Annotated in this window: 24 protein-coding genes; 10 read left to right on the forward strand and 14 right to left on the reverse strand. The window is 42.2% G+C overall.

Annotated elements, in window-relative coordinates:
* Positions 1-7 precede the first annotated feature (7 nt).
* A complete protein-coding gene (locus tag ACTL4S_RS05245; RefSeq protein ID WP_441298910.1) occupies positions 8-1,072 on the reverse strand; it encodes a flavin reductase family protein in 1,065 nt (354 codons plus the stop codon).
* Positions 1,073-1,224: 152 nt separating this feature from the next.
* Here ACTL4S_RS05245 and fabR point away from each other — a divergent pair, with 152 nt between their 5' ends.
* Positions 1,225-1,905: an HTH-type transcriptional repressor FabR gene (gene fabR, locus ACTL4S_RS05250; protein ID WP_441298889.1), complete on the forward strand. Its 681-nt coding sequence runs from the start codon at positions 1,225-1,227 to the stop codon at positions 1,903-1,905.
* Positions 1,906-1,968: 63 nt separating this feature from the next.
* On the opposite strand, the gene ACTL4S_RS05255 is transcribed toward fabR, so the two are convergent.
* The 5 genes from ACTL4S_RS05255 to ACTL4S_RS05275 all read right to left on the reverse strand — a co-directional run bounded on the left by ACTL4S_RS05255 (position 1,969) and on the right by ACTL4S_RS05275 (position 7,782).
* Positions 1,969-2,769 carry an alpha/beta fold hydrolase gene (locus tag ACTL4S_RS05255; protein WP_441298890.1) on the reverse strand — a complete coding sequence of 267 codons (801 nt, stop codon included), beginning with the start codon at positions 2,767-2,769 and terminating at the stop codon, positions 1,969-1,971.
* Positions 2,770-2,905: 136 nt separating this feature from the next.
* Positions 2,906-3,172 (reverse strand): PAAR domain-containing protein, encoded by a 267-nt coding sequence (locus ACTL4S_RS05260; RefSeq protein WP_441298891.1) that lies wholly within the window; start codon positions 3,170-3,172, stop codon positions 2,906-2,908.
* 143 nt (positions 3,173-3,315) lie between these two features.
* Positions 3,316-6,153: an RNA polymerase-associated protein RapA gene (rapA, locus tag ACTL4S_RS05265; RefSeq protein WP_114540805.1), complete on the reverse strand. Its 2,838-nt coding sequence runs from the start codon at positions 6,151-6,153 to the stop codon at positions 3,316-3,318.
* A gap of 143 nt (positions 6,154-6,296) precedes the next feature.
* The gene (locus ACTL4S_RS05270; RefSeq protein ID WP_441298892.1) at positions 6,297-6,941 is read right to left on the reverse strand and encodes an RluA family pseudouridine synthase; all 645 of its coding nucleotides are present in this window, start codon (positions 6,939-6,941) and stop codon (positions 6,297-6,299) included.
* Positions 6,942-7,074: 133 nt separating this feature from the next.
* Positions 7,075-7,782 (reverse strand): phosphopantetheine-binding protein, encoded by a 708-nt coding sequence (locus ACTL4S_RS05275; RefSeq protein WP_441298893.1) that lies wholly within the window; start codon positions 7,780-7,782, stop codon positions 7,075-7,077.
* Between the two features lie 155 nt (positions 7,783-7,937).
* Here ACTL4S_RS05275 and ACTL4S_RS05280 point away from each other — a divergent pair, with 155 nt between their 5' ends.
* Positions 7,938-9,212 (forward strand): phospholipase D family protein, encoded by a 1,275-nt coding sequence (locus ACTL4S_RS05280; RefSeq protein WP_441298894.1) that lies wholly within the window; start codon positions 7,938-7,940, stop codon positions 9,210-9,212.
* A 76-nt stretch (positions 9,213-9,288) separates the two neighbouring features.
* Here the strand turns inward: ACTL4S_RS05280 and ACTL4S_RS05285 are convergent, their stop codons facing one another.
* The 4 genes from ACTL4S_RS05285 to ACTL4S_RS05300 form a co-directional block, all read right to left on the reverse strand.
* Positions 9,289-9,702 carry a GlcG/HbpS family heme-binding protein gene (locus ACTL4S_RS05285; protein ID WP_441298895.1) on the reverse strand — a complete coding sequence of 138 codons (414 nt, stop codon included), beginning with the start codon at positions 9,700-9,702 and terminating at the stop codon, positions 9,289-9,291.
* Positions 9,703-9,834: 132 nt separating this feature from the next.
* Positions 9,835-11,136 carry a glutamate-1-semialdehyde 2,1-aminomutase gene (gene hemL / locus ACTL4S_RS05290; protein WP_441298896.1) on the reverse strand — a complete coding sequence of 434 codons (1,302 nt, stop codon included), beginning with the start codon at positions 11,134-11,136 and terminating at the stop codon, positions 9,835-9,837.
* Between the two features lie 38 nt (positions 11,137-11,174).
* Positions 11,175-11,795 carry a thiamine phosphate synthase gene (gene thiE / locus ACTL4S_RS05295; RefSeq protein WP_005107266.1) on the reverse strand — a complete coding sequence of 207 codons (621 nt, stop codon included), beginning with the start codon at positions 11,793-11,795 and terminating at the stop codon, positions 11,175-11,177.
* A gap of 780 nt (positions 11,796-12,575) precedes the next feature.
* Positions 12,576-12,959, reverse strand: a complete 384-nt coding sequence (locus tag ACTL4S_RS05300) for an Mpo1-like protein (protein ID WP_005104473.1) — start codon at positions 12,957-12,959, stop codon at positions 12,576-12,578.
* 329 nt (positions 12,960-13,288) lie between these two features.
* On the opposite strand from ACTL4S_RS05300, the gene ACTL4S_RS05305 reads away from it, so the two are divergent.
* Together ACTL4S_RS05305 and ACTL4S_RS05310 are read left to right on the forward strand one after the other, a co-directional pair.
* Positions 13,289-14,746 carry a CYTH domain-containing protein gene (locus tag ACTL4S_RS05305; RefSeq protein WP_441298897.1) on the forward strand — a complete coding sequence of 486 codons (1,458 nt, stop codon included), beginning with the start codon at positions 13,289-13,291 and terminating at the stop codon, positions 14,744-14,746.
* A gap of 154 nt (positions 14,747-14,900) precedes the next feature.
* Positions 14,901-16,355, forward strand: a complete 1,455-nt coding sequence (locus ACTL4S_RS05310; protein ID WP_441298898.1) for a CYTH and CHAD domain-containing protein — start codon at positions 14,901-14,903, stop codon at positions 16,353-16,355.
* A gap of 22 nt (positions 16,356-16,377) precedes the next feature.
* Here the strand turns inward: ACTL4S_RS05310 and ACTL4S_RS05315 are convergent, their stop codons facing one another.
* Positions 16,378-17,010, reverse strand: a complete 633-nt coding sequence (locus ACTL4S_RS05315) for a hypothetical protein (RefSeq protein WP_004280010.1) — start codon at positions 17,008-17,010, stop codon at positions 16,378-16,380.
* 111 nt (positions 17,011-17,121) lie between these two features.
* Here ACTL4S_RS05315 and ACTL4S_RS05320 point away from each other — a divergent pair, with 111 nt between their 5' ends.
* The 3 genes from ACTL4S_RS05320 to ACTL4S_RS05330 all read left to right on the forward strand — a co-directional run bounded on the left by ACTL4S_RS05320 (position 17,122) and on the right by ACTL4S_RS05330 (position 18,985).
* Positions 17,122-17,523: a DUF3144 domain-containing protein gene (locus ACTL4S_RS05320; RefSeq protein ID WP_004280011.1), complete on the forward strand. Its 402-nt coding sequence runs from the start codon at positions 17,122-17,124 to the stop codon at positions 17,521-17,523.
* Between the two features lie 118 nt (positions 17,524-17,641).
* The gene (locus ACTL4S_RS05325) at positions 17,642-18,706 is read left to right on the forward strand and encodes an amidohydrolase family protein (protein WP_441298899.1); all 1,065 of its coding nucleotides are present in this window, start codon (positions 17,642-17,644) and stop codon (positions 18,704-18,706) included.
* A gap of 12 nt (positions 18,707-18,718) precedes the next feature.
* Positions 18,719-18,985: a hypothetical protein gene (locus tag ACTL4S_RS05330; protein WP_155756639.1), complete on the forward strand. Its 267-nt coding sequence runs from the start codon at positions 18,719-18,721 to the stop codon at positions 18,983-18,985.
* Between the two features lie 54 nt (positions 18,986-19,039).
* On the opposite strand, the gene ACTL4S_RS05335 is transcribed toward ACTL4S_RS05330, so the two are convergent.
* Both ACTL4S_RS05335 and ACTL4S_RS05340 read right to left on the reverse strand, forming a co-directional pair.
* Positions 19,040-21,811 carry a M16 family metallopeptidase gene (locus ACTL4S_RS05335; protein ID WP_441298900.1) on the reverse strand — a complete coding sequence of 924 codons (2,772 nt, stop codon included), beginning with the start codon at positions 21,809-21,811 and terminating at the stop codon, positions 19,040-19,042.
* Between the two features lie 144 nt (positions 21,812-21,955).
* The gene (locus ACTL4S_RS05340) at positions 21,956-22,777 is read right to left on the reverse strand and encodes a PhzF family phenazine biosynthesis protein (RefSeq protein ID WP_441298901.1); all 822 of its coding nucleotides are present in this window, start codon (positions 22,775-22,777) and stop codon (positions 21,956-21,958) included.
* A 119-nt stretch (positions 22,778-22,896) separates the two neighbouring features.
* On the opposite strand from ACTL4S_RS05340, the gene ACTL4S_RS05345 reads away from it, so the two are divergent.
* The 3 genes from ACTL4S_RS05345 (at position 22,897) to ACTL4S_RS05355 (ending at position 25,232) form a co-directional block, all read left to right on the forward strand.
* Positions 22,897-23,484: a flavin reductase family protein gene (locus ACTL4S_RS05345; RefSeq protein ID WP_314104126.1), complete on the forward strand. Its 588-nt coding sequence runs from the start codon at positions 22,897-22,899 to the stop codon at positions 23,482-23,484.
* Between the two features lie 117 nt (positions 23,485-23,601).
* Complete coding sequence (gene gloB / locus ACTL4S_RS05350; protein WP_441298902.1) at positions 23,602-24,336, forward strand: hydroxyacylglutathione hydrolase; 735 nt, start codon at positions 23,602-23,604, stop codon at positions 24,334-24,336.
* Positions 24,337-24,839: 503 nt separating this feature from the next.
* On the forward strand, positions 24,840-25,232 hold the full coding sequence (locus ACTL4S_RS05355) for a YkvA family protein (protein WP_441298903.1): 393 nt from the start codon (positions 24,840-24,842) through the stop codon (positions 25,230-25,232).
* Positions 25,233-25,471: 239 nt separating this feature from the next.
* On the opposite strand, the gene ACTL4S_RS05360 is transcribed toward ACTL4S_RS05355, so the two are convergent.
* The gene (locus ACTL4S_RS05360; protein ID WP_005107282.1) at positions 25,472-25,744 is read right to left on the reverse strand and encodes a hypothetical protein; all 273 of its coding nucleotides are present in this window, start codon (positions 25,742-25,744) and stop codon (positions 25,472-25,474) included.
* Positions 25,745-26,116 lie beyond the last annotated feature (372 nt).

Consider the following 26,116-nt stretch of genomic DNA (forward strand, 5'->3'; position numbering starts at 1 on the left):
AACTCGCTTATAAGTCGATGACAAGGTCAGTCTGCGCTGAGTTAATACAAATTTTGAGCAGGTTGCCGGGTTCGGTATTTTGCGCACCATTGACCAAATTCTTGGTCGAACCTTCTACTTTATTGCAGGCACATTTATTACAAATGCCCATACGGCAACCATGTGTCGGTTTAATATTTTGCTGTTCCAGGCTCACCAAAATGGACTGGCCTTTTGGAATGCTGACAATTTTTTTCGACTGGGTCAGGGTGACATTAATAAAGCCGGTATCCGATTGATCCGCCAAGCTCATGCTAAATGCTTCACCTTTAAACTGTTTTGCCTGAGCAAAAAGCTGTTCTGCTTTAGATACAAAACCTGAAGGGCCACAGCAATATACGATGCTATTTTCCAGATTTTGCAGATCGGTCAGATAGGTTTCATCAAGACGTGCAGCAGCTGGCTGTTCTTGAGTGGCATACACATGAAATGAGAAATTTGCATGTTTTTGAGCAAGTTCTTCAAACCGTGCTTTAAATGCGGCATCCTGATCTTTTTTAACCCAGTACCAGAGCGTGATCGGTGCAGATAGTTCACCTTTTTTGCTCATGCTTTCCAGCATACTGAGCATTGGAGTAATACCACTTCCTGCCGCAAGCAAGATCAATGGACTTCTCTGCGCAGGCAAGGTCATATCACCATAAGGCTGACCAAATTCGATCACATCACCCACTTGTGCCTGCTCTGCAAACCAGGTGCTGACTTTACCGGCATTGACTTTTTTCATGCTTAGCAATACATGCTGAGAATCGACACGGGTCAAGCTATAGCTACGTTCATAACGAATGCCATTCACTACCACATAGACCGGATGATGCTGCCCTGCTTCACCAAACTTAAATAAGCGATTCACCTGAATTTTCAGACTCAGCATATCCTGTGCTGCATTTTCTTTGTGCACTATCTTGCCTAAGGGCTGATTCAACGACCATACAGGATTTAATTTCTGCATCCAGAAATTAATCGCATATGGATCAATCACACTCTGTTTCAGCGTATTTAATGGCGTTTTAAGCTTTTCGAGTACAGGCATCGTTTTAGACATCACCTTGGGTTTTTAATTATTATACACATGTATATATATTTGTATATACAACCGTATTGTTTCTAATCATTTCACAAGCTTGACTGGCTCGGTTATAATAAAATGATTCATGCATGAACCTATCGATGAACGAGCCTTCAATGAAAATAAGCAGTGACGCATCTTTATTACAATCGAAAAGCATTGATGAGCCGATTATCGTACGGAGTGTCGGTCGCAAGGCCACCATTACCAAGGAAGAACTGTTTCAGGCTGCGTTGAATCTGATTGGGCCACAAAAAAGTATTTCCTCTTTAAGTCTACGTGAAGTCACGCGTGAAGCTGGTATTGCACCGAACAGCTTCTATCGTCATTTTAAAGATATTGATGAACTGGCCATTGAGCTGATTGATCGTGCCGGAATTGTATTGCGTCAGATTTTGCATGAAGCACGTCTGCAAGCTTCTCGCCAGAACAGCATCATCCGCAGTTCTGTGGAAGTTTTTATTGCCCAGCTGGATGCCGATGAAGGCAATCTGAGCCTGTTATTACGTGAAGGCTATACTGGCTCCAAGTCTTATAAACAGGCGGTAGAACGCCAGTTAAATTATTTTCAGCAAGAACTTCAGGATGATTTGATTCGTCTAGAACGCCTAAACAACAAGAAGTTATTTCATCCGGATATTGCCGCCAAAGCCATTACCCAACTGGTCTTCAACATGGGCGCCAATGTGATTGATATGCCTGCCGAAGACCGCAAAGAAATTGCCGAACAGACCATGATCATGATCCGGATGATTCTGGAAGGTGCACGTCATCTGGAAGATTCTCAGCTACGTTAATTTTCCGATTTGCATGAAGTAGTATAAAAAGAGACGCAATCAACGTCTCTTTTTTTATGATAATTACAAAAGTACAAGTTGGGCTTTGACCGCCTTTGCAGTGGCCTCCGGATACTCAAGCGGGAACATATGCCCGCCCTCAACCACAGAATAATTAATCCGATAAATCTTCTGCATACCTTGTGGCAAACCCTGCTGATAAAACTGGCTCTGCTCAGCAGTCATCAGATGAATTGGCACTTCAGGCGGTCGGCGTGGTGTTCTCCACCACCAAGCTGGCACAGTCCGGAAGATTTCCGCTTCTACCTGTTTAGGAATGGTTAACGTCACCCCACCGCGTTCAGGTTCTAGCCGAATACCGCTCTCAATATAATCAGCAAAACATTGCTCATCGAAATTTTTAAATAGACGGTTAGATCGCAAAGCTTCAATCGCGACCTGTTTCGATGACCAATGATCTTTGCGTTTTAGCGTAATTCCTGCGGGTGTATAACGATCGACACTTTTTAGATTCAGCTTTTTCATCAGTTCGAACATGGCGCTGTTTTTTCCAATCACAAACGGTGGATCCATAATGACCAGTTTAGAAAACAGTTCGGGACGGCGATACGCCGCCATCAGGGTCACCAGACCGCCGAAGGAATGCCCTAAACCAATCACCTGTTGATGAGGAAATTGCTGCTCGATATCTGCAATAACTTCATCGACCAGATAGCGCCAGTCTCGCGTAATTGGATATTGCGGATTCATGCCGATAAATGGAATCGCTTTGACCTCATAGTCTTGCTGAAAACAGTCCAGAAACTTCTGATAAGTTGCCGAAGGGATACCATTGGCATGGGTAAAATGTAGGGCTTGCTTCATTATTTTTTAAACGCAGTGCGTATTCATCCTGAAATCGTAAGATGAGCTTACCGCTTTAAAGATTTATTCGGCAGCGCAAAAATGCTCAAAGCATGACCTCAAAGTCATTTCTCTGTATTCCTTCAGAATTTAAAGTCTATTTCTGCGATACAGTCAAATGTTGCATCGGTAGAAAAGTCGCGCCGCAACTGGCCTTATCCCCCGCGATGACCACTGCCCGTCCTTTGACAGTAATAGACAAATTGCTGGAAATTGCGGTGACCATAGTCTGGCATTTGGGACAATAATGCTTCATGCCATTTAAATGCACGGCAATACCATTGATCAAAAAAGAGGGTTCACATTCAGTCACCATGCCGCCATGACTGGTCTTTGTGCCAAGGGTAATCAATGCTTTTGACATACTTTGTCATTCTTATTATTCAGTAGGCTAATTTTAAACAGGAGGAAAATGACAGACCAGCATTCTCCGACAAAAAATAATAAACCCGGATTTTGCCCATAAAAAAAGCAGCCCGAAAGCTGCATTTTTTTATTGCGTAAAGCTTAAGGCTTGACCACGACCATCACCTGAATCGCTTCCGGTGTTACCGATAAACCATCCAGCAGGCTTAGACCCTCTTTCTGCAACTTCTGTAAACGTGCAATTTCATCTTCACGGATACTTGGGTTGAACTGTTTCAAATAGGTCAGGCGATCAATTTCATATTGCCATTTATTGCCATATACTTCTTTGGCTTGCTGCTTGAAGCCCGGCAATGCACTGCGTGCCAGTTCAAGCGCTTGCTGATAACGTGCTTCAATCACATCACGACGTGCTTTCACCACCTGACGGCAGCTATTACCATCTAAATGATGCAAGTACGGTTTCAGGATTTCTGGTGCAATCTTTTGTGATAGATCTTGACCTTTTTCACTAAGCAAGACACGAATCAACTGTTGCGGCAAGCTAGACGGCAAGTTCAATGCTTTCGGAGCCACCACATCGACCTTGAACCATACTTCTAACAATACCGAACCTTGTGGCAATGCTGCAGATTTTAATACCGCAACGTTGGTGCTACCAAAGCCTTGGGTATTGATCATTTCCATCACACTTTCAGTGAATGGATGTTCAAGTGTCAGGTATTGGGCATCTTCACGGATTTGTGCCTGATCACGATAGAAAGTCGCTGTAATCCCCTCTTCATCTAGCGTCAAACCTTGAACCTGCATTTGATCGGTTGGCTTGATGATCACTGTACCGTTACTTTGCTCATCAAAGTCGATATTCGTAGACGCCATAAAGCGCTTCATGAAAATCGGCAAAGTGGTGTTGTCATCATAGTCTTCAAGCGCGTTGACAATTTCCTGTGCGACTACTGGACGGCAAGAGTTGTACTCCAGTAGACGATCACGACCTTCCTGCAATTCAGCTTCCAGCGCTTCACGTTGCACGCTAACTTCTTCCAGCAGGTCTTCAAACTCTTGACCTTTGTCTGCCAATAGACAGTCTTTCAAGCGAACAATAAAATTTTCTTGCAAGGTTTGTGCAGCTGGAGAAATATTGCTGAAGATATTCAGCGCTTCGTTATACCAGCGGAACATACGTTCTTGTGCAGTTCCCACCAGATAAGGCACATGAATCTGAATGCGGTTTTCCTGACCGATACGATCCAGACGACCAATACGCTGTTCCAACACGTCCGGGTTCGCAGGTAGGTCAAACAGAATCAGATCAGAGGCAAACTGGAAGTTACGTCCTTCTGAACCGATTTCCGAACAAAGAAGAATCTGCGCGCCATACGAATCTTCAGCAAAATAAGCTGCGGCCTGGTCACGTTCTAACAAGCTCATGCCTTCATGGAACATCGCCGTACGAATACCGGCATGTAAACGCAGTACATTTTCCAACGCCTCAACCACTGGCCCGCTACGCGCAATCAGTAAGACTTTCTTGTGTTTTAAATCGGTACGCAAACGCTCCATCAGCCACATCACGCGTGGATCGGCTTCCATCCACGAGCCATCTAGCTGAGCTTCTTCAGGCCACATTTGCTCACGTAATTTACCATCTTTAGACCAGTGTTCTGGTGCTGGCAATGGCGCTGGCTGACAGTCACGACCCGGGAAACCTTGAATCGCTTCACGCGTATTACGGAACAGGATACGGCCTGTACCATGACGGTCTAAAAGTTCATGAATGGCACGGAAACGCTGTTCAGGATGATCTTCAATCGGATGACCTAACAAGGCCTCAATCGCAGTAAGATGCTCAGCTTCTAGCGGCATGTCTGACATCAACACTTCTGCAATTTTAGCCGTATGCTGATATTGCGCTTCTTCATCGAGGAAACGATCCAGCGAGTTAAAACGCTGCGGATCAAGCAAACGTAGGCGTGCAAAGTGACTTTCTACACCGAGCTGTTCAGGTGTCGCTGTCAATAACAACACGCCCGGCGTATGTTCAGCAAGCTCTTCGACCAGATCATAACGGTCATTACCGCCATCTTCTTCGCTCCACATCAAATGATGTGCTTCATCGACCACCAGCAGGTCGAAACCGGCTTCAAGTGCCTGTTCACGCAGATCTTCATGGTCGACCATCAAATCGACAGAGGCAATAATTTTTTGTTCGGTCAAGAACGGGTTTTGTTCAGGATCATGTTCTTTGATCGATGCAGTACGGGTCAAGTCAAACAGCGAGAACTCAAGATTGAAACGACGGCGCATCTCAATCATCCACTGATATTGCAGCGAATCCGGTACTAAAATCAGAATACGTTCAGAACGGCCGGTTTTCAGCTGTTGATGGATAATCAGACCCGCTTCGATGGTTTTGCCCAGACCTACTTCATCCGCCAGTAACACACGCGGTGCAAAACGCTGACCGACTTCATGAGCAATATACAATTGATGTGGAATCAGGCCTACACGTGAACCCACTAGACCACGCAGTGGACTGCTTTGCATGTTGGCCTGCATTAGCAACGCTTCAATACGCAGGTCATACCATTCTTTATAATCAACCTGACTGGCCAATAAACGGTCTAAAGGCTTAGACAATTGGATGGTTGCACCAATACGGGTTTCATTCAGCGATTTACGTTCTTCAGTTCCATCTTCCAAGGTACGAACGACGTGATAACGTACCACGCCATTGCGGTCTTCAACGGATTCTACAATCCACTTGGTCCCTTCCTGATCCTGTAATTCATCTTTCACATTAAATACGATACGAGATAAGGGTGCATTGCTGCGTGCATAGACGCGGGTTTCATCGCTTTTCGGGAATAAAATGCTGACCGACCGCTCATCAACATCAATAAGAACGCCTAAACCGAGTTCTGTTTCAGTATCTGATAACCAACGTTGACCAATAGCAAATTGCTGCAATTTTTCCACCTTTATCTTAAGTACAAGATTATGAATATTAGGCTCAATCACGAAACGTCATTGGAGCAAAATTCCACACCTTCAAGCAATGTATTTTGACATAAAGCCCACTAAAAAGTGAGCATAATTCACGCCGATTAAAGAAGTATTTCCTAGAACGGCGCCGGACAATAAAATTCGACTAACTGCTCTGTTTGAGGATGATAAAAACTCAAACGTTCCGCGTGTAAACATAAACGCGAGCTGAGCTGTTGCTGTTCGGATGTCGCATATAAGGTATCGCCAATAATCGGATGTCCGAGATATTGCATATGCACCCGTAGCTGATGTGAACGGCCGGTAATTGGGATCAGTTTCACCCGGGTCACAGGCTGTCCCTGAATATTAAAATGCTCAATCGCCTGCCAATGCGTGATGGCTGGCTTATTATGTGCGGGATCTGCGATATGTAAGGGCGGACGGCTTGGATCATATACCACCGGCACTTCAATAGTGCCTTCACCTTCTAGTTTACCGGCAACCACAGCCTGATAGGTTTTATCGGTCTGGCGTTCCTGAAACTGGCGGGAAATGGTTTTTTGTCCCCATTTAGTCAGACCAAAGGCCAAAATGCCGGATGTATCGCGATCCAGTCGATGAATCAGTAAAGTTTTGGGTTCTAGTTTGACCAGACGGTTGATCAGGCAATCTTGTAAGTCTTCTGTTTTACCGGGAACTGTGAGTAAACCTGCAGGTTTGTGGATGACCATGAAATCGTCATCACGATGTATCAGATGTTCGGTTAGAAAATTACTCAAAGTTCAATCCCAGGCTGATCGCGAAAAACAAGGCGGCAATGATAGAAAGCTTAGCCAATAATTACAATGCGCATTTATGTAAATGACGATGAAATTTCCGATTTAGCGCATAAAAATGCTCAATCGCAGCACATCAACCTGAGGATTTTAAAATGAAGCTTGCCAATTCATGCAAAGACGGATGCTTTAGCACATCTTCATAACGGATATTGGCATCATGCGCACGCCATATACCAATGAGACTGACCATCGCTACTGAATCCAGACCATAATTTTTTAAGTCGACATAGGGATCAATTTCCAAAGCATCCATATCCAGCTGTTCTGCGACAGCCAACATAATGCCTTTGGTCGACAATACATATTCTGACGGCGCGCTTAAATCCCATAATCGAGTCAGGCTATAGGTATTTAAGTGATGTATCCCCTGTGCCGAAATATTTTCAATCCACTGAATATGCTGTTCCTGATTCACCAATAAAATCGCATCGTCGACCACACCGATTTGATCCGTCACACTCATCAGATGCGGCAAAATCTGTTTCAGCATTGGCGTGACCTGACCGGCAAAAATGAGTTGTGGATGCATTGAGGCATATTCGCCGAGTTGCTGCATCCCCTGCATCAGATCATCGCCGTATAGATCGACAATAGGAATGTCCAGTGCTTTGGCTTTATTGCTGATCTGGATCAGATGAGTCATCAGGTCGCTGTCCTGTATACCTACCATCATCCTTAGGTTTTGCAGTCCTACCAGTACCAAAACAGATTCATTTGATGCAAGCTGCCATTTGGCTTGGGATGGAGCAAGTTGGATTTTTTTGGGCATAGAGTACAGCATGGGAGGCACATACTTAATACATAAAGTTGAGGAGAATATGCTAACTCAGATCATAAATTTTCATAAGCCTCAGTCATCAAATTTAGTTTATTAATATTCTAAACATGTTATATCATTAATTTATTAATACTTTATTGTAATTTTCGGTTGCTAATATGCTAGACCTATATACCAATACTAATACCAAACAAGATTTTTTTTCCAATGGATTAAACCAAGAAATTAAACAAGACATGGATATCTATATCGCATCCGCTTTTTTTACTGAAACAGATATTATTGATAAGTTAATTGAAAATAATTGCCGTATTAGAATTATAGTTAGATTAGGCTTTCCTACTTCACCCTATGCCTTAAAACACTTACTAAGAAACAGAAATATAGAAGCCCGCTTCTATACAAGTCATGAATTTCATCCTAAGCTCTATATATTTGGAGATCAAAAAATTTATATTGGTTCTGCAAATTTAACGAAGGCAGCTTTATTAAGAAACCAAGAAATTATGATAGGCATCCTGCCTGATGATTTAAGATTTGAAGAATTAACTTATCTATTTTTAGAGTATTGGCGAGAAGCTAAAGTTTTAACTTTTGAAGAAGTTCAAAAATACGAAAATATCTACAAAAAATACAAAGATAAATTAGAAGCTGTAAATGATTTTGATGACGATGTAATAAAAAATATTGGAGATTTTAATTATCCAAACATTGAAAGATACGAAGCTAAACAAAAAAGTTCGGATCTATTTTATGATAGTTTTTTAAAAACTTATCAAGAATCAGTGCATGCTTACAATTTTATTGAAGATGAGTATAAAAAGAAAAGACGAAAGGTTAGTAACGATCTAATCCCCTTACGCTTAGAAATTGATTCATTTTTTAGTTTTGTCCGTGATTGTTATGCTGTACACGAAAGTTGGCGAGAACAGAATATTGGTTGGGATGATAATAAAAAAATCATATTAAACAAATTAGTTGATGAATGGCTAGATATGGATTGGTATCATTTCGAACATACAATTGTAAAGAAAAACTACCCTTTAATTAATAGTATTCTAGGAAGTAAGTATTCAATAAATAAAGCTACAGCAGAGGAGCTTGTAGATGCATTATGTGTAGCTCACTCCTTTCATGATCGACTCAGATTTTTTAAGGGTGGATTGAAAACCCTGAAAGAATCCTTTTTAGAGCAGAATGAATTACAAAAAATAAAAAACACCTTAACTTATCTTTTACATGATGATAAAAACTCTATAAGCAAACGCATAGCAGATTGTATTTACAATCCAACTTATAAACTCAATGAGTTTGGTCAATCAAATGTCCAAGAGTTAGTTGGTTGGTTGAATAATGAAAACATGCCTGTGATCAATGGACGGACTACAAAAGTTTTACGTTATTTTGGCTTTAATGTTCGACAAGTTAATTAAAAAACAAAAAGCCCATTCATATTGATTTGGGCTTTTCAAACTACTTAATATTACTTTTGTGATAATTAATCGCTTTTCAAGTGTTGTCCAAAAACTTCTCAATCGCTACTTGTGCAACCTCCGCATCTTCAAACGACTTCACACCCGACACACCCATCGCACCGACGAGCTGCCCTTGATACATAATCGGTTCACCACCTTCTAGCATCCCTGAAAATGATTCCATGGTCAGGAAGCCCATCTGACCGCCTTTGATAATATCTTCAAACAGTTTGGATGGATGGCGACTCATGGCAGAACATTTGGCTTTTTCGATGGCTAGATTTGCAGTCATTGGTGCTGCGCCATCCATACGCTTCATCGCCAGTAAATTTCCGGTCTCATCTACGACTGCAATGCTGACATTAAAACTCTTCTGAATGGCATATTGATGGGCTTGATCTAATAAAAATTCCGCATCGCTTAAAGTCAAATAATGTTTGGTTTTCATGAAAAATAGTCTCGAATTTTAAATGTAATCTCCCCTGACCCCTCTTTAGTAAAGAGGGGAACTTTATTTATTCAGTTGAGGTTCCCTCCTTTTTCAAAGGAGGGTTAGGGAGGATTTTAAAAAAATTAAAATTTAACCTTTCATCTCAGCAAAAGTTTCTTTAGCCGCTTGAATCGTGTAAGCAATATCTTCATCACTATGCGCAGCAGAAATAAATCCTGCTTCAAATGCTGAAGGCGCAAGGTTCACGCCACGATTTAACATGCCATGGAAGAATTTACGGAAAGCATCGACATCACATTTCAACATTGAATCGAAGCTGGTGATGTCTTCCTGATCGGTAAAGTACAGACCAAACATCCCACCAACCTGTTGTGTCTTGAATGGAATGCCTGCTTCATCCGCAGCAGCTTGTAAGCCAACCAGCAGTTTCTCAAGTTGTGCAGACAATTTCTCATAGAAACCTTCAGCACGGAGATGTTTGAACATCTCGATACCGGCACGCATTGCCAATGGGTTACCTGATAGCGTACCTGCTTGATACACTTTACCCAATGGCGCGATGCATTCCATCACTTCACGTTTACCACCGAAAGCACCCACTGGTAAGCCTGCACCGATGATTTTACCTAAAGTGGTTAAATCCGGAGTAACGCCATAATGTGCTTGCGCACCACCCAAACCGACACGGAAACCGGTCATTACTTCATCAATAATAAACACTGAACCATGTTCATCACAGACATCACGAATCGCTTGCAGGAAACCGTCAATTGGTTTCACCAAGTTCATGTTGCCTGCGACTGGCTCAACAATCACGCCGGCAATTTCCGAACCAAATTTGGCAAAGCATTCTTTTAAAGTCGCGATGTCGTTATATGGAAGTGTCAGCGTATGTTTTGCAAAATCCGCTGGCACGCCTGCCGACGTCGCTTCCCCTTCACCACTGGTCAATAAACCTGAACCGGCTTTTACCAATAATGAATCCGAGTGACCGTGATAACAGCCTTCAAATTTTACAATCTTGTCACGGCCAGTATAACCACGTGCTAAACGAATCGCGGTCATGGTCGCTTCTGTACCTGAGTTGGTCATACGAACCAGCTCAATCGATGGCATGATCTCGCAAATAATATCTGCAAGCGTGGTTTCATGAACTGTGGGCGCACCAAAACTCAAACCATCGACCGCAGCATCCTGAACGGCTTTAATAATCGCCGGATGTGCATGGCCCAGAATCATCGGCCCCCATGAACCTACATAGTCCACATAACGCTTACCATCGACATCATACAGATACGCACCTTGGGCTTTTTCGATAAAGACCGGCGTCCCACCGACACCATTAAATGCGCGTACAGGTGAGTTGACGCCACCCGGGATATGTTTATTGGCTTGTTTGAACAATTGTTCTTGCTTTGGAGATAAGCTCATGAAGGCACTCGACTCAAAATTAAATCAATCAAAAAATTTTATGCTGTAGCTTGAAAAAGCGCAGACCATTCATCTAAACGTTCAGGAATGGCATTCATAGGAAGTCCCAATATATCACTAATCACCGCGCAATAATCCGCACCTGACTCAATGACATCCTTTGAATTTTCAACCGTTAAACCACCAATGGCACAGAGAGGCACGTTCAATTTTTCTTTGGCCAGTTTTAAGGTTTCAAGACCAATATTACCCGCTTCAGGTTTACTATCAGTCGCATAAATTGCTCCAAATGCCACATAATTCGCACCATCGGCAATGGCCTGTTTAGCCAGCTCAAGTGAGTTATTACAGCTACGGCCAATCAACACGCCTTTAGGCAAACGCGCAACAGCGTCGACAATCGAACCATCATCCTGGCCTAAATGCACACCCACGCCGTATTTAACCGCCATTTCCAGATCATCGTTAATCACGAAAGGTACGCCATATTCAGCACACATGGCTTTCATGTACTCGATTTCGTAAATTTGATCTTCTTTCGCCACTTTTTTACGGCGATATTGCAAGACCGCAACACCACCATTGGCCATTGCACCTTCCAACTTCGCTAATAAAAGCTCTAATGGATCATCATTGGTAATTAAATATAAACCGCGCATCTTGCTCGCCACTTGCTAGGATGGCTCTATTATAGGCATAACTCGGTTTAATTGCCGCCATCTTGCTGTTTCTAAGACTGGGCAGCAACAGATTTGCAGTTTTTTAGCGCAATTTGTCAATTAAATCTCAAATATCACCATTTTCAGGGATATACGGACTTTCAAATCTGCGTTTTAATCGCCTTATAACAATAATTATAACGTGTTAATGCTTACGCCCTCCGACAAACGCTTTTAGGATTTTGCAGATAACTTGGTGGAGAAGTTGCAAAATTCTAAGAGCGATTTTTTTGTCTTTTTTTCGCCTGGCTCAAGCGTACTCAAATTAATTAATATTAAAAATACCCATTTTCAGGGATAGCCCAATCGGCGCGAAGCGTCTTAAATAGCCTTAGACACAGAAAATAAACAGAAAAATAAATACCTGTGTTTGTAATACCCGATCCTTTCTGGTTTTGAGTCATTCGTTTGTGGGGAAACGTTTCAAAGCCAGAAAGGATCTTTTACTTTCAGCACAAATCCACATGAATTCTTCTATGAATATTTACACAATAGCATGAGCAAAATCTTGAACATTTATTGGTAGCAAACAGGCATAAAAAAAGCCCGGAGAAGGTCGCTCCAGGCTTGGAAAACTGATGTATTAATTAAAATATAATGGTTGATCAAAAAACCTAATCTGCAATACCATAATTATTAGAATAATAATTATGGTATTGCAAGGCTTTTATCGAAATTTCATGCTTTAAGTGGGCACATTCCGATAAAAGTCATTCTGGCTTAACTGGAAATTTTATCGTATTTAAGGTCGATCAGACTGATATTACCACGCAGGACATCGGCAAACATGCGCCAGTCCGAGATAAAGCTATATACAGGCTGTTTGAAGCTGGCTGGTTTATTGCGCTCAAAGATAAAATGACCGACCCAGGCACAGGCATAGCCCGAGAGTAAACCATATGCAAAATATCGCGGCTTGCCTTGACGAATGGCTTTGGCAAAACAGTATAAACCGATGCTACTGCCGGCCACGTGCAGACGGCGGCTAATAATATGCCGATGCTCAGTCAAATAGAAGCGATAAAATTCATGATAGTTCTTAATCGGCATCTGGGGCTGAACCATCACCTCATTCTTACTTTCTGGTTGTACTTGTACATTCATCTGTCATCATCCTGACGTTTTTTGTTTTACCTTAGCGTATATTTTAGCCAAATAACAGCCTTTTGATGCGCGCTTCAATGCATCTTGCACATCCCCGTGAAGGCCTGAATCCGATCGTTTTAGCCTAAAATGAACCGATGAAATCTAAGTTTCAAACTTCTGTTTAAGCTTTTTATGCTCAGTCAAGTCTTACATGCATTTTGATTTTGGTTACAATCTGCTGCGCACAAATCTAAAAATATAATTGCGGCTGCTGTCCGCCTCATTTTAAAACCTTATTCAAGTGAAGATTCAGTACTTAATTGCACTGAACAGATAGGATGATCATCATGGTTGAAGTTGAACTCAAGTTCCAAATTCCTGTGGCACGACGCACTGCGCTGCTCAAGGCACTTGATCCGAAAAAGTCTCAACAGATCCAGCTTCAAGCCAAATATTATGATACTACCGACCGTCAACTGGCCCGGCATGGGGTGGCACTGCGTCAGCGTCTGGAAGGTACACGTTGGGTGCAAACACTAAAAGCGGCCGGAAAAAGCCATATCGAACGCTTTGAACATAATCATGATCTAGGGAAATTAACCGCATCTCCTGAACTGGATTTAGATATTTATAAAAAATTTCCAGAAGCCGGGGCAATTCTCAGCAATGCGCTCGGCAATCAGTTCGACCACCTCCAACTCCAGTTTGAAACCGATATTTCCCGTACGTTAAGGGTGATTGACTATGAAGATACCCAGATCGAAGTCAGCCTGGATATTGGGCATATCCGCACACATGATGCCGAGCAAGAAGTACATGAAGTCGAGTTCGAGCTTAAAAATGGTTCAATTCAACATCTACTGGCGTTTAGTTTTGAATGGGTCAAGAAATACCAGCTCTGGCTCGATGTACGCAGCAAGGCTGAAATAGGCAATCTATTGGCCACTTCACAGCGCGTCAGTCCTGCGACCCTTAGCAAAGAATTTCAGATCAGCAAAAAAGACAGCGCCAGTAAAACCATGTACAGTCTGATTGCACAGCAGATGCAGCATTTATTGCCGAATATCGCGGCGATTGCAGCTCAGGTTGCAGAGCAGGAACATATTGATCAGGCACGACTGGCACTGGATCACTTATATCTGACCTTGCTGCTCTTCAAAGACTGGTATCCACAGCTTTCGGACAAATGGGCACATCAACTGGCGGCCTTTAAGCAGCAATTTGAACATTTGCAACATTTACAGCATATGCAAAACAGCTTGGCCGGCTTCCTGCAAAATCCCACCACGGCAGAAAACCTGAGCAAAGATATTCTGTATGCGCAGGAGAAACTCGGTAATCTGGTCAAATCTACCCAGAATGTGCATCATTATCTGGAATTACTGATGTTCAGTTTAAATGAAAATGAGCATGCCTCGCTGGACTTGAAAACTGCTGCTCAAACTACCTTGCAACAGCAATATAAAGCTTTGCAGGAACAAATGAACCAGACCGATATCACTGATTTTGAAAGTCTGGATCAATTGTCGGGCCGGATTCAGGAGCTCAAATTCAGCTTTCCGATTTTAACCACGATCTATGATGTCAAAAATTTGCAGAAATACAGCAAAGCGCTGAACGATGCTCAACTGGCAGCCAGTGAATATCAAACTTTGGCCTCTTCTGCAGTTTATATTCAGCAGACCGAGCTGGAAGCAAGTGACTGGTTTGTGCTGGGCTGGCTGACCGCCAAGCAGGAAGTCTATGCGCAGAAACTGCTTGAAGCGACCGAACAGTTCTTGGTCAGTCGTAAATTCCTGAAATAAACATATTGAAATAAAAATATTGAAATAAATATCACAAGAAAAACTCAAAGCACGCCTTCTCTGGCGTGCTTTTTTGTTGCAGAAGCACATCACACCCCTGCCGATCTTTGGGCTATATTAATCTATAAAACCAACATCGCGGAGGAATGACCCGATGGCAGAAATAGAACTCAAATTCCAGATTCCGCCACAGTCTCGTGTGCAATTTGAACAGGACATTCAGAAACTTCAGCCGACTCGGCATCGTCTGTGTGCACGCTACTTTGATACTGAAGCGCAACAATTACAACAACATCAGATTGCCCTGCGGCAACGTCTGGAAGACCAGCAATGGATTCAAACCCTGAAAGCAGCGACTGAACAACAATTTGAACGTTTTGAACTTGAGCATGAATTAAAAAGTCCTCCGGAACATTGTGATTTTCAGTTATATCGCAAACATAAACCGGCCAAAAAAATCCTGAAACAGGCGCTCGGTGATTTGGAGACACCGCTTATTCTGCAATTTGAAACAGATGTCGTACGGTATGTACTCACAGAAAGTCATCTGGACAGTAAGATTGAAATTGCCTTTGATGTCGGAGAAATTCGACACAATGATCAAGCCATCGATATTTATGAAGTCGAATTTGAGCTTAAATCCGGCCAGCTGAGTGAATTGATTGATTTCATTCAGCCCTGGGTTCAGCGTTATGCTTTATGGCTAGATACACGGAGCAAATCGGAACGCGGTTATGCCTTATTACATGGCGAAGAGAATCTACCGGTTCAGCATCAGCTTCCCTTAGTGCTTGAACAGAAAGATCAGATCAGTACGATTTTACAAAAAATTGTCACCAACTGTCTGGCTCATCTTTTCCCAAATGCGACGGCGATTGCTGCCGAAAATTATAATAGTGATCATGTGCATCAGGCACGTGTTGCGATTCGACGTTTGCGCAGTGCTTTTAAAATTTTCCAGTCCGTGACTGAACATGTACAGCCAGAATGGCCAGAACAGCTGCGGGATATTTTCCAGCAACTGGGTTCCACCCGAGATCGCGATGCCTTGGCAGAAAGCCTGATTCCACAACTGGAAAAAGCAGGTTCCCCCTTACTGAAATTACCGCCACACCGTCAAAAACAGCCAGATATCAGTGCGCTGTTTAGAAGTCCTGCCACAGTAGAATTAATGCTGCAACTATTCAGCTTTAGCCAAGAAAATACAGAGGGTAAAGCTAAGTCTTCGCATAAAATTTTGTGTAAAGGCCTGAGCAAGCTGCATCAGCAAATCTATCAGGATGCCGAGAACTATCAAGAACTGGATATTGAATCCCGGCATCGCACACGCAAACGGGTAAAACGCTTACGCTATAACGTAGAATTCTTGCAAAGCTTATTTCCTGAAAAAGAGGTTAAAGCCTATCTAAAAGCCTTAAAACCCTTGCAGGAAAGTCTCGGGCATTATAATGACCTATTTGTAGCAGACGAATTATTTAGACCTTATGTCAAACAACAGGCCAAGGCCTGGTTTGTGCTAGGCTGGATAAGTGCGGAACAGCAGCGTTTGTCGAACGAAGCAGCAGAGCGTTTACAGCAGTTTGCAGAAAATACCAAGCCCTTCTGGTAAGACCGGGCTTGGTCAAACTGTGCTAGCGATATTTGCCGAATACTTTCCAGGTATTATTGTCTGCCAGAGGATCGTTATAACTGTCGCTGCGTTGCTTGCGTGGCTTATCGCGTGCATCGACCAGTTCAAAATGTGGCTCAACACTCAGCACAATCCCATTCACATAAAAACGGGTGCGCGTATATTCGCTCTGGCCATGCTGAAATACATAAGTGCGTAAATCCACAAACTCACGGTGTGCCACCAAAGCTGCAGTATCGTCACTATCAAGCCACTGCCGCATGGCTGCAATCTGCTCGGGTTCGAACTGGCCGCATTTTTCGATCAGGCTGGCGACCCCACGAAAAGTTTTGGATTCCTTGGCGCGGGTTTTATTAATGCGAATCCGGTCAACATGAAAATAAAACAGCGGCAAGTTTAAATGACTCGGCAGATGGATCGCATCCAAGATTTCATCTTCCATAAAAGGCTGAAACAGATCCTGTGCCCTTTCAATCAGCCCGAGCCACTGGCTATAGTATTCATCTACCTGTGACTGGCTGCCATAATAAATCGGCAAGCCTTCAACATTGGCTAGATTTGCCGGTGGCCAAATATTCTGGCGCAATAAGGCAATATCACTTTTTAGGCTTTGTACTGCAATCGCATCCTGCATGGCATTCACTTTTATATGCTTAGGCTATTTTTTAGATTAAGGCAAAGGTTTAGTTTCTGCAAGGCTTTGCCTATAATTAGCGATTGAGATTTTAGTGTTAGGAACAAATTCATGGTTCAAAAGATTGAAGCAACCGATGTAACCGAAGAAGAAGCGTTAAATGCGGCATTCTTTGAACGTGCTGATGAATTTATTCAACAAGCCAACGAGTTTTGTCGCGTAGAAAAAGGCTCACAGGAAAAACCGAGCGATAAGCGCGGTCAAGTCAGTGCGGCGATGTTATTTGGTACTGCCCGTTTCAATACCTGGGTGGCAGCGAATAACTTTAAAGATGGGAATGAAATGCGCGATGCCAAAGATCAGGTCATGTCTTATATCTTGCAGCAATTTCAAATGATGCTGGAAGATAACTATGATGAATACTGTGAACAGTTCGAAAACTATTTACGTTTCCGTCACAATGAAGAGTTTCATGCCAACAAGCATAACCATGATCACAAGCATGATCATTGATTAAAATACGAAAAGCCCCGCGGGGCTTTTTTTATTTGCTGTCATTTATCATATTGACTTTAAAGTGATTTAAGCACTATATAAATTGAATAATAAATAAACGAAAACAAGGCATAGCATGCAGCAACTTCCCTTCCCGATCATTGACCCGCATATCCACCAATGGGATCCATACAATACCCCACATGCGGCAGCGCTAGCGGTAAAGCTGTTCGGCAATCATCCCAAATTACTAGACAGAATGGTTCGACTGTTGAAACCCAGAGACGTCATTGAGACCATTGGCCTGACACAGCACCTGACTGCACCTTATCTGCCTGCAAATTACAAGAAAGATGCAGGACATTATGAAATAGAGCAGATTGTGCATGTTGAAGCCAGCTGGCATGACCATAAAGGTACGGGTGTGGTAAATGAAACCCGTTTTATCGCTGGGCTTCCTTTTGATCAGCACACTATCCAATTGGGTGGAATTGTCGCCACGGCGGATCCGCGGCAGAAAAATTTTAAACAGTTGATTCAATTGCATCGCGAAGCTTCTCCCAAGTTTCGGGGCATCCGTAAAATGGCTGCAGTACATCCAGATAAAGGGATTCATGCCTGGACCGATGAACCGCATCTCTATCGCAACACAGATTTCCTGAAGGGCTTTGAAGAACTGGCCAGGCAAGATTTAAGCTTTGATGCCTGGGTGTACTCTACCCAGATTGCGGATGTTACTGCGCTGGCCAAAGCCTTTCCAAACACCCCTATTGTGCTGGATCATCTGGGTACGCCCGCAGGTTTATTTGGCAAAGTGGGCAAAGCTACAGGCAAGACCGAACAAGATCGCACCCAGATATTTGCAGACTGGAAAGATCAGTTGGCAGAACTGGCCGAATGCAAAAATGTATCGACCAAAATGTCTGGTCTGTTTATGCCAGTCTTGGGACATGATTTTCACACGCAGAAACGGCTGGCAAGTAAACAGGAATTAGTGGAACGTGCCGCACCCGTGATCCAGCATACTTTAGACTGTTTTGGTTCTGGGCGCGTGATGTTTGCATCCAACTTTCCAATGGACAGTGTCAGTAGCTCACTCACCAACATTATTGATGCCTTTAGCGATATTGTGCAGGACTACAATGAAAATGCCTTAAAGTCGATTTTTTATGAAAATGCTAAATGTTTTTATCGACTTTGAGTAGATGAGGACATGCTAAGTTGGATAACAGATTCCAGTCTAAATACGCCTTCAGGCAAAGGACTTTGTATTTTACTCACTATTATTTCAAGCTGGATAACGTCTTATTATTATCAAGTGGCGATCCATCATCCTTTTGATCAAGATATTGCTTTCGTTTCAACTTTGATTGGCTGTGGAATATTGATTTTCCTTCTTATTGTATCTGTTTGGAGTCTGCTCCTATCTATCCTTGCAAGCTTAACTGGAGGGATTGTTTTTAGCCATAGAGCAACCTAAAGCATAAAACTAAAATAAAAAAATCCCCTCACTTGAGGGGATTTTTTATCAACACTATGATGTTTTAACTTGCTTACCGTACTGATCAGCCATCACTTCCACCAGCTGGTCCGGCTTGATGTATTTTTTGATCATGGCATCAATATCGGCTTTGCTCAGTTGAGCAATTGCCTGATCACGTTTTTCCCGATAAACCAGATTACGGTCTTTTTCCAGCTGTGGAATCAGCATAGCGTGAATACGACGATCATCTTCCAGTGCAGTTAAACGCTGTTTCAAGATACTGGCTTTTGCCGCTTCCACTTCCTGTTCAGTCACGCCACGTGTCAGCAGCTCATTCAGTACCTTATGCACTGCCTGAGAAACCTGTGCGGATTTTCCAGCCGTATAATTGGCACTAATCATCATTGCACCTACATCTGTCCATTCATCGAGTTGCACATCTGCACTAAAACCATAGACTAGGGCATTTTTCTCGCGTAGCTCTTGTGCCAGTCGTGACGATAACTGTGAATCACCCAGAATATATCGAAATACCTGTAATGCAGGTGCATCGGCATGATCTGCGCCGACCGGCATGCTCATGAATGCCTCATAACTCCCGAATTCACGCTGCTCAGACAACGCATGAATTTTCTGGGCTGGATAGCTTCGATATTCCGATTTCAGACGCTCATAAGGCTGTGTAGCTTTCCAGTCTGAGAAACTGTTTTTCAGCGTTTTTTGCATCGATTTTGGATTAAACTCACCTGTGACCGCGATTTGTGCATGCTGGGTTTTTAAAAACTGCTGATACAGTGCCATAACCTGTTCGCGAGTCGCTTTCTGATACTGTTTTTTGGCCAGTTCAGGCTCGAAATGGAAACGCAGATCGCCAGGCTGATAGATCTCGAGAGTTCGCGCTATCGTCAAGCTCGACACGGTATCTGGTTCAGTGTAAGGACGATCCAGACTGGATAAAGTTTGACTCTTGATCAAGTCAAACTGGCTTTGCTCAAATGCCGGCGTTTTCAGTACATCAACCACATACTGGAAAAACTCTTCAAACTTTTCTTTTTTGGCGCTGATCTGCAAGGTCAGGCCATTGCCGGATGCACCGGCAGTTGCCGAACCGCCTACTTCAATAATTTTATCGGCAATCTGCTGCAAGCTTTGAGTTTCCGAAGAGCGCAACATTAAATAAGCCGTCAGGTCCAGAATCTCGCCTTTATTCATCAGGCTTTGAGCGGTACCAAAATCCAGTGAAATTGTGGCATAGACCTTGTCATCGCGGGTAGTCGTCGGAAACAGCGCGTATTTAATGCCATTTTTCAACTTGCCACGCTGAATCTGTTTGTCTTTACTGTACAAATACTGTTTGGATTCCTGGACATATTGCTTTACTTCAGCCTGATAGACACTGACATCTTTCATTGGCTCTTCTGCTTCAGCCTGCTGATCCAGAGTTTTTGCCGGTGCTTCTGTCTGTGCCAGTTCCTGCGCTTTCTTCTGATCTTCCGGGGTAGGTAAAATATTGCCAGAAATACGGTATTCAGGTTTTAAAAAATTCTTATAGACCTGATTGACCTGATTCACACTCAGGCTTTGAATTGCATTCAGATCTTTAAAATACTGGCTCCAGTCACCTGAATACGCCACTGCATAATCGCTTAAACGTGAACCCAAAGCAGTCGCACTGTTTTTAATATTGTCGGCCTGATTTCGGGTCAGATTTTTAGCCCGGTTTAATTCTGCTTCGGTAAATGGCTGACTCTGTTCTACGCCTTGAATCAGTCCCTGCTCTATCGCTTGTGCCTGATGATTCGGAGCATAGATTGCTCCCATAAACACCAGATTAAAGTCTTTATCCAGCCAGGTACTGGATTGCACCGCTGTTGACTTCCCAGTTTCCACCATATTCTGATAGAGATGTCCACTTGGCTGCAAGGTATAGAGCGTTGGCGAAACAGCCAAAGCCGTTTTAATGCTTTCTTCGGATTGATTCAAATAAAGATTAAACTTGGCCAGATCACTGCCTTTCTTTACTGTAAATTCACGCTGTTTGATTTGCTCTGGTTTAAGCGCTGGGACTTTCACTTGCGCTGGTACATTTCGGGATTGAATCGGACTGAAATGCGTATCCAGCTGTTTTAAGACTTCGGCCTTATCAAATTTGCCCGAAATGACCACAAAGGCATTATTCGGTGCATACCATTGACGGTAAAAATGGTTTAGTTCCTGCATATTGATTGATTGCAGCTCATTTAGGTCACCAATCGGCAAACGGCCTAAATACTGATTGCCATAAGCAGATTTAAACACCTGATCGATCAATACTGAAAATGGCTGATCCAGACGAATTTCACGCTCGCGTTTTACAATATCAATTTCAGTCGGTACATATTTTTCCTGAAGCACCAGCTTGTCCATGCGTTCGGCTTCGAGAAAAATGACTTCACTCAGCGCAGTTTTTTCAGGACGGATCACATTAGTATATTTGGTCGAGTAATAGTCGGTACTGGCATTGGTCATCAAGGTATATTGATCCAGTCGACGCTGGAATTCATCCCCTTTGACATTTTCTGTGCCTTTAAAGGCCAAATGTTCCAGCAGATGCGCCAGACCGCCCTTGCCTTGAGGATCATTCAGGGAGCCGGTCAGATAGACCGTATTCATAAAAACTTTATTTTCTTTATCATTCGGTGCCAGGATAATGCGCAGTCCATTATCCAGTCGGTATTCTTCAATATTCTGTTCCGTTTTCACCAAAACAGGCTGTGCAAAACTTAGTACACTACAGCCAGACAATATAATAGCCAGACTTAAATTTTTATAACGTAGCAACATTCTTCATCCAAATTATAAATATAAATTTTTATTCGCGCCCATCTTAGAGAATGATTCTTTTTCTGAATAATCTATTCCAAGCCGAACCATCAAAATAACATGCCGCCTCGCCTGACGACATGTAGTTCTATGTAATTATAAAAATTAAAGATAGATTTCAGCCTGCATATATAACTTTCCATAACCGGAAATTTCAATTCGTTCCTGATCTTGCAAAGCACAATACAGCACCCCACCACGTGCTGATGCCTGATAAGCGACCAATTCATTTTTACCGAGCTTCTCGGCCCAGAGCGGTGCAATTCCGGTATGAATCGAACCGGTTACCGGATCTTCATTGATGCCATTACTCGGTGCAAAATAACGTGAAATACAGTCATATTGCATGTCTTGTGAGGTGATCGCGACGTCTAGATAAGTATTCTGAGCAGTAATGGCTGTACGCTTACCATTCAACTGTTTCAACAGTTCAAAATCAGGTGTTTCATCCAGCACATCCTGTACCGATTCATATTCAACAATATAACCCTGCGCGTTCAGATAAACCTGTTTAAACGGTTTATTCAAAGCCTGTCTTAAGGCCTCAGGATATTCAGCAACTGGCTCTGCACGACGGATTGGAAAGTTCATTCTGATCTTGCCATCCGCATCCTGGCTGACCACAAAAATTCCCAAATCTTTTACATGAAAATGAATCGTTTTCCCCGTATCAAATTGATTGAATAGTACAAAGCTGCTGGCCAATGTCGCATGACCACAAAAATCCACTTCCTTGGTTGGCGTAAACCAGCGGATGGCATAATTATCGCTATCGATGACTTTAACAAAAGCCGTTTCGGACAGATTATTTTCCAAGGCGATATTTTGCATCAGACCATCTTCGAGCCATTCATCCAGCACAATCACGGCTGCAGGATTGCCTTTAAACAGTTCCGTGGTAAACGCATCGACCTGGTACATTTTCATTTTTTGAATTCCTGAATATAACGATCTCTAGTTTAAAAGCTTTTTTGCAAGAATGAACTTGAATATGTTAATGATCTCATTAATCTGGCCTAGTAAATAAATAGAGCAAATGGTGCTGCATGACAAACTCCCATATTCAAAGCGTTCCCTTAGAAAAAGCTTATCGTCTGATTACCCATGGCCCTACTGTACTGGTATCTGCTCAAGATCAGCAGGATACAGATGTTATGGCAGCAGCCTGGGCATGCGCATTGGAATTCAGCCCCGCAAAAGTGACTGTGGTTCTGGATAAAAGCACCAAAACCCGAAATATTATTGAAAATTCAGGTTATTTCGCGCTGCAAATTCCAACATTGAAACAACTGAATATGGTCTATCGTCTGGGTACGCAGAGCCTGCATGATGTGCCGGACAAACTGGCACAATCCGGAGTAGAACTATTTCATTTTCCTGATGCTGATATTCCTGTAGTACAAGGCTGTGCGGCCTGGATACTCTGCGAGCTGATTCCTGAGCCGCATAACCAGCAAATGCATGACCTGTTTATTGGCAAGGTGATTGCAGCCTATGCCGATGATCGGGTCTTCCGCGACGGCCACTGGCATTATCATGAAGTGGATGAAGAGTGGAAAAGTATTCATCATGTAGCCGGCGGGCATTTTTACACCATCGGCAATGCGGTGAGCATTGATGATCCGGAATTATAAATTTTTCAAATTTGGAATAAATGAAAGTAATCGCGGATGATCAGACGATATCAACCAGCACCAGAGTAGCCGAAATTATGCTACTTTATCTATAATCTTCATTTGATGTGATGTGCTATGACACCCTTTAAAATTCACTGTATTGATGTCCAGAATTCACTGCAAAATTATATCTGGTTGCTTGAACATACCGCGTCGCATCAGGTGGCTGTGATTGATCCAACCGAAGCAAAATTGGTACAAGACTATTGTGCCGAACACGGTTTAACTGTAAGTCAAATCTGGCTGACTCACTGGCATAAAGATCATATTGGCGGTGTGCCGGAACTGATCCAAGGACAAAATCTGCCTGTGTATGGCCCACGGGCAGAACTAAGCAAAATTCCGTTTATCACCCATCCTCTTGAGCAGGAAGAACAGTTTAATTTTCATGGAATAGATATCCAGGTGATTGCTGTACCCGGGCATACACTCGGCCATATTGTTTATTTTATTGATGCGATTGATGTGCTGTTCTGCGGCGATACCTTATTTGCCATGGGTTGTGGCCGGGTTTTTGAAGGCACCTATTCACAGATGTATCATTCACTGTCCCGTCTGGCTGCCTTGCCACCGCGCACCCAAGTCTATTGCACCCATGAATACACATTATCGAATGCACAGTTTGCCAAACACGTTGAACCGGACAATTCGGCAATTCTGGAACGCTTCGAACATATTGAGCGTTTGCGTATACTAGGCCAGTGCACGCTGCCAAGTAGTATTGAAGATGAATTGCAAACCAATCCTTTTCTGCGCGCAGAAAGCGTGGAAGAATTCCAGCGTTTAAGAACCCTGAAAGATCAGTTTTAAACCGGATTCAAAGCTGAAGATCAATGCTTCAGCCGACTTACTTATTTGTCATTTGCGATGCATAGAATGTTATTGAAAGGCACGTACAAATTTTGCACAAATTGGAATAAGTTGAATCTCCATCTAAAAAATGTCTTTCTGTGCCATTTTTGCTTTCTTATAATTAATCAAGTCCTCTATTTTTTTAGAAACCAATTTCAGTTCCAACACATGAAATAATGACTTATAAATAACAGGATGATATTGATTTAAATTAGAGAAATTCGTGGAACATTGCTTAAATAATCAGCATGGAACCTAACAAGTGAATAAAAAAGCCCAATTTACTTGAATTGGGCTTTCACTTATACGCTAAACATATAATTTGTATAAAATAAAAAATAGCATTTCGTATAACGCGTATTATGTTAATTTTAGAAAATCGTAATAGGATAATAAAAATCTATATTGTTTTAAGAAAACTCTCTTATGATTAAATCTCTATAGTTCTTTTAATATTTGCTATGTATCAAAGAATCAAGCAATGGGCTAAATCAATTAAAAAAGACATCTTGGTTGTTTGGCTTATTGCAAAAGACAAGCGAACGCCCAATTCTGTAAAGTTTTTAGCTTTAATTATTGCTGCTTATGCCTTCTCACCAATTGATTTAATTCCAGATTTTATTCCCGTACTTGGGTATTTAGACGATATTATTATTGTACCTTTAGGTATTTTATTAGTTATCAAGCTTACCCCACAAAACATTGTAGATGATTGTAGAATTCTTGGAGAAACCTTAGTTGAAAGGCCTATAAACCGTTGGGCAGCAGGAATTATTATCCTGATATGGCTTGTAATATTAGGATATTTAACCATGTACTTCATGAACGATTCACTGTCTATTTTTAACAAGTGAGATTTAGATACCCTCTCTCATTTGCACCCATTTAATATAATGGGCATTATTCAAAATTAAACTGTAAACCAAAATAGAAATAAAATGTCTGCTTTCAGAGCATGACATTAGTCTGTCGTTTAACTTTAAAAGTGACATTGGCCATGTCGATCCCGAATGATGATATGTAGGATAGCAGTAACTAGTTTCTTGGATTCTATTCACTAAAACTGACAACGTATGTATCGCATGAAGCAATGTTAAAGAATCTGGTTACTTTGTGCATAAGTATCCAGTTCACCTTGAGTCACGACACGCACCGCCTGCATTTCATCAATACGTACCAGTAGCAAGCCACCTAAAGCAGGCTGATAACGACGGGCACTGCCGAAAGGCGTATAGGCCACTTTCGACTGAATACTAAAGCTCAACCAGTCTTCATGTCCCAACATCACAGCAACCGGATCAAGTCCCTGCTGCTGCATTAATTCAATTTGCTGATTCACATAGTCTTCAATGGTTAATTCAGTCATGGTGCGGGTATTCAGTTTGAGAATTACATTTCAGACAGTATAAAGCATGCAAATCGAGCTGAAGATCAGAAAACCAGCAGCCGGTATTCTTTTAATAAATAAGTCGATTGGATTTTAATTTTCTCATTCTAGATCTGAAATTTTCTATTTCATACGATTGATAAAATTAGGAAATAACCTGTTTCACTAATAAGCTATTGAATTAGAAAATTAATTATCCAAATTTATAGCTTATAAAAACTTAATATTTAGTTACAACCTATTCAATATGATAAAAATCATTTACTTAACGTTTAAATTGATTTTTTCTTAATCAACCGATGTTCACTATATACACAAATTCATTTAAATTAATTTAAATAAAGGCATTTG

It is taken from the genome of Acinetobacter lwoffii, from assembly GCF_052078135.1.
Classification (GTDB): domain Bacteria; phylum Pseudomonadota; class Gammaproteobacteria; order Pseudomonadales; family Moraxellaceae; genus Acinetobacter; species Acinetobacter lwoffii_Z.

What these genes read in the sequence shown, in the direction of transcription:
- ACTL4S_RS05245 (WP_441298910.1), bottom strand. Translation starts at nt 1,072, where the DNA reads ATGCCTGTACTCGAAAAGCTTAAAACGCCATTAAATACGCTGAAACAG.
- fabR (WP_441298889.1), top strand. Translation starts at nt 1,225, where the DNA reads ATGAAAATAAGCAGTGACGCATCTTTATTACAATCGAAAAGCATTGAT.
- ACTL4S_RS05255 (WP_441298890.1), bottom strand. Translation starts at nt 2,769, where the DNA reads ATGAAGCAAGCCCTACATTTTACCCATGCCAATGGTATCCCTTCGGCA.
- ACTL4S_RS05260 (WP_441298891.1), bottom strand. Translation starts at nt 3,172, where the DNA reads ATGTCAAAAGCATTGATTACCCTTGGCACAAAGACCAGTCATGGCGGC.
- ACTL4S_RS05275 (WP_441298893.1), bottom strand. Translation starts at nt 7,782, where the DNA reads ATGCTGTACTCTATGCCCAAAAAAATCCAACTTGCTCCATCCCAAGCC.
- ACTL4S_RS05280 (WP_441298894.1), top strand. Translation starts at nt 7,938, where the DNA reads ATGCTAGACCTATATACCAATACTAATACCAAACAAGATTTTTTTTCC.
- ACTL4S_RS05285 (WP_441298895.1), bottom strand. Translation starts at nt 9,702, where the DNA reads ATGAAAACCAAACATTATTTGACTTTAAGCGATGCGGAATTTTTATTA.
- hemL (WP_441298896.1), bottom strand. Translation starts at nt 11,136, where the DNA reads ATGAGCTTATCTCCAAAGCAAGAACAATTGTTCAAACAAGCCAATAAA.
- thiE (WP_005107266.1), bottom strand. Translation starts at nt 11,795, where the DNA reads ATGCGCGGTTTATATTTAATTACCAATGATGATCCATTAGAGCTTTTA.
- ACTL4S_RS05300 (WP_005104473.1), bottom strand. Translation starts at nt 12,959, where the DNA reads ATGAATGTACAAGTACAACCAGAAAGTAAGAATGAGGTGATGGTTCAG.
- ACTL4S_RS05305 (WP_441298897.1), top strand. Translation starts at nt 13,289, where the DNA reads ATGGTTGAAGTTGAACTCAAGTTCCAAATTCCTGTGGCACGACGCACT.
- ACTL4S_RS05310 (WP_441298898.1), top strand. Translation starts at nt 14,901, where the DNA reads ATGGCAGAAATAGAACTCAAATTCCAGATTCCGCCACAGTCTCGTGTG.
- ACTL4S_RS05315 (WP_004280010.1), bottom strand. Translation starts at nt 17,010, where the DNA reads ATGCAGGATGCGATTGCAGTACAAAGCCTAAAAAGTGATATTGCCTTA.
- ACTL4S_RS05320 (WP_004280011.1), top strand. Translation starts at nt 17,122, where the DNA reads ATGGTTCAAAAGATTGAAGCAACCGATGTAACCGAAGAAGAAGCGTTA.
- ACTL4S_RS05325 (WP_441298899.1), top strand. Translation starts at nt 17,642, where the DNA reads ATGCAGCAACTTCCCTTCCCGATCATTGACCCGCATATCCACCAATGG.
- ACTL4S_RS05330 (WP_155756639.1), top strand. Translation starts at nt 18,719, where the DNA reads ATGCTAAGTTGGATAACAGATTCCAGTCTAAATACGCCTTCAGGCAAA.
- ACTL4S_RS05335 (WP_441298900.1), bottom strand. Translation starts at nt 21,811, where the DNA reads ATGTTGCTACGTTATAAAAATTTAAGTCTGGCTATTATATTGTCTGGC.
- ACTL4S_RS05340 (WP_441298901.1), bottom strand. Translation starts at nt 22,777, where the DNA reads ATGAAAATGTACCAGGTCGATGCGTTTACCACGGAACTGTTTAAAGGC.
- ACTL4S_RS05345 (WP_314104126.1), top strand. Translation starts at nt 22,897, where the DNA reads ATGACAAACTCCCATATTCAAAGCGTTCCCTTAGAAAAAGCTTATCGT.
- gloB (WP_441298902.1), top strand. Translation starts at nt 23,602, where the DNA reads ATGACACCCTTTAAAATTCACTGTATTGATGTCCAGAATTCACTGCAA.
- ACTL4S_RS05355 (WP_441298903.1), top strand. Translation starts at nt 24,840, where the DNA reads ATGTATCAAAGAATCAAGCAATGGGCTAAATCAATTAAAAAAGACATC.
- ACTL4S_RS05360 (WP_005107282.1), bottom strand. Translation starts at nt 25,744, where the DNA reads ATGACTGAATTAACCATTGAAGACTATGTGAATCAGCAAATTGAATTA.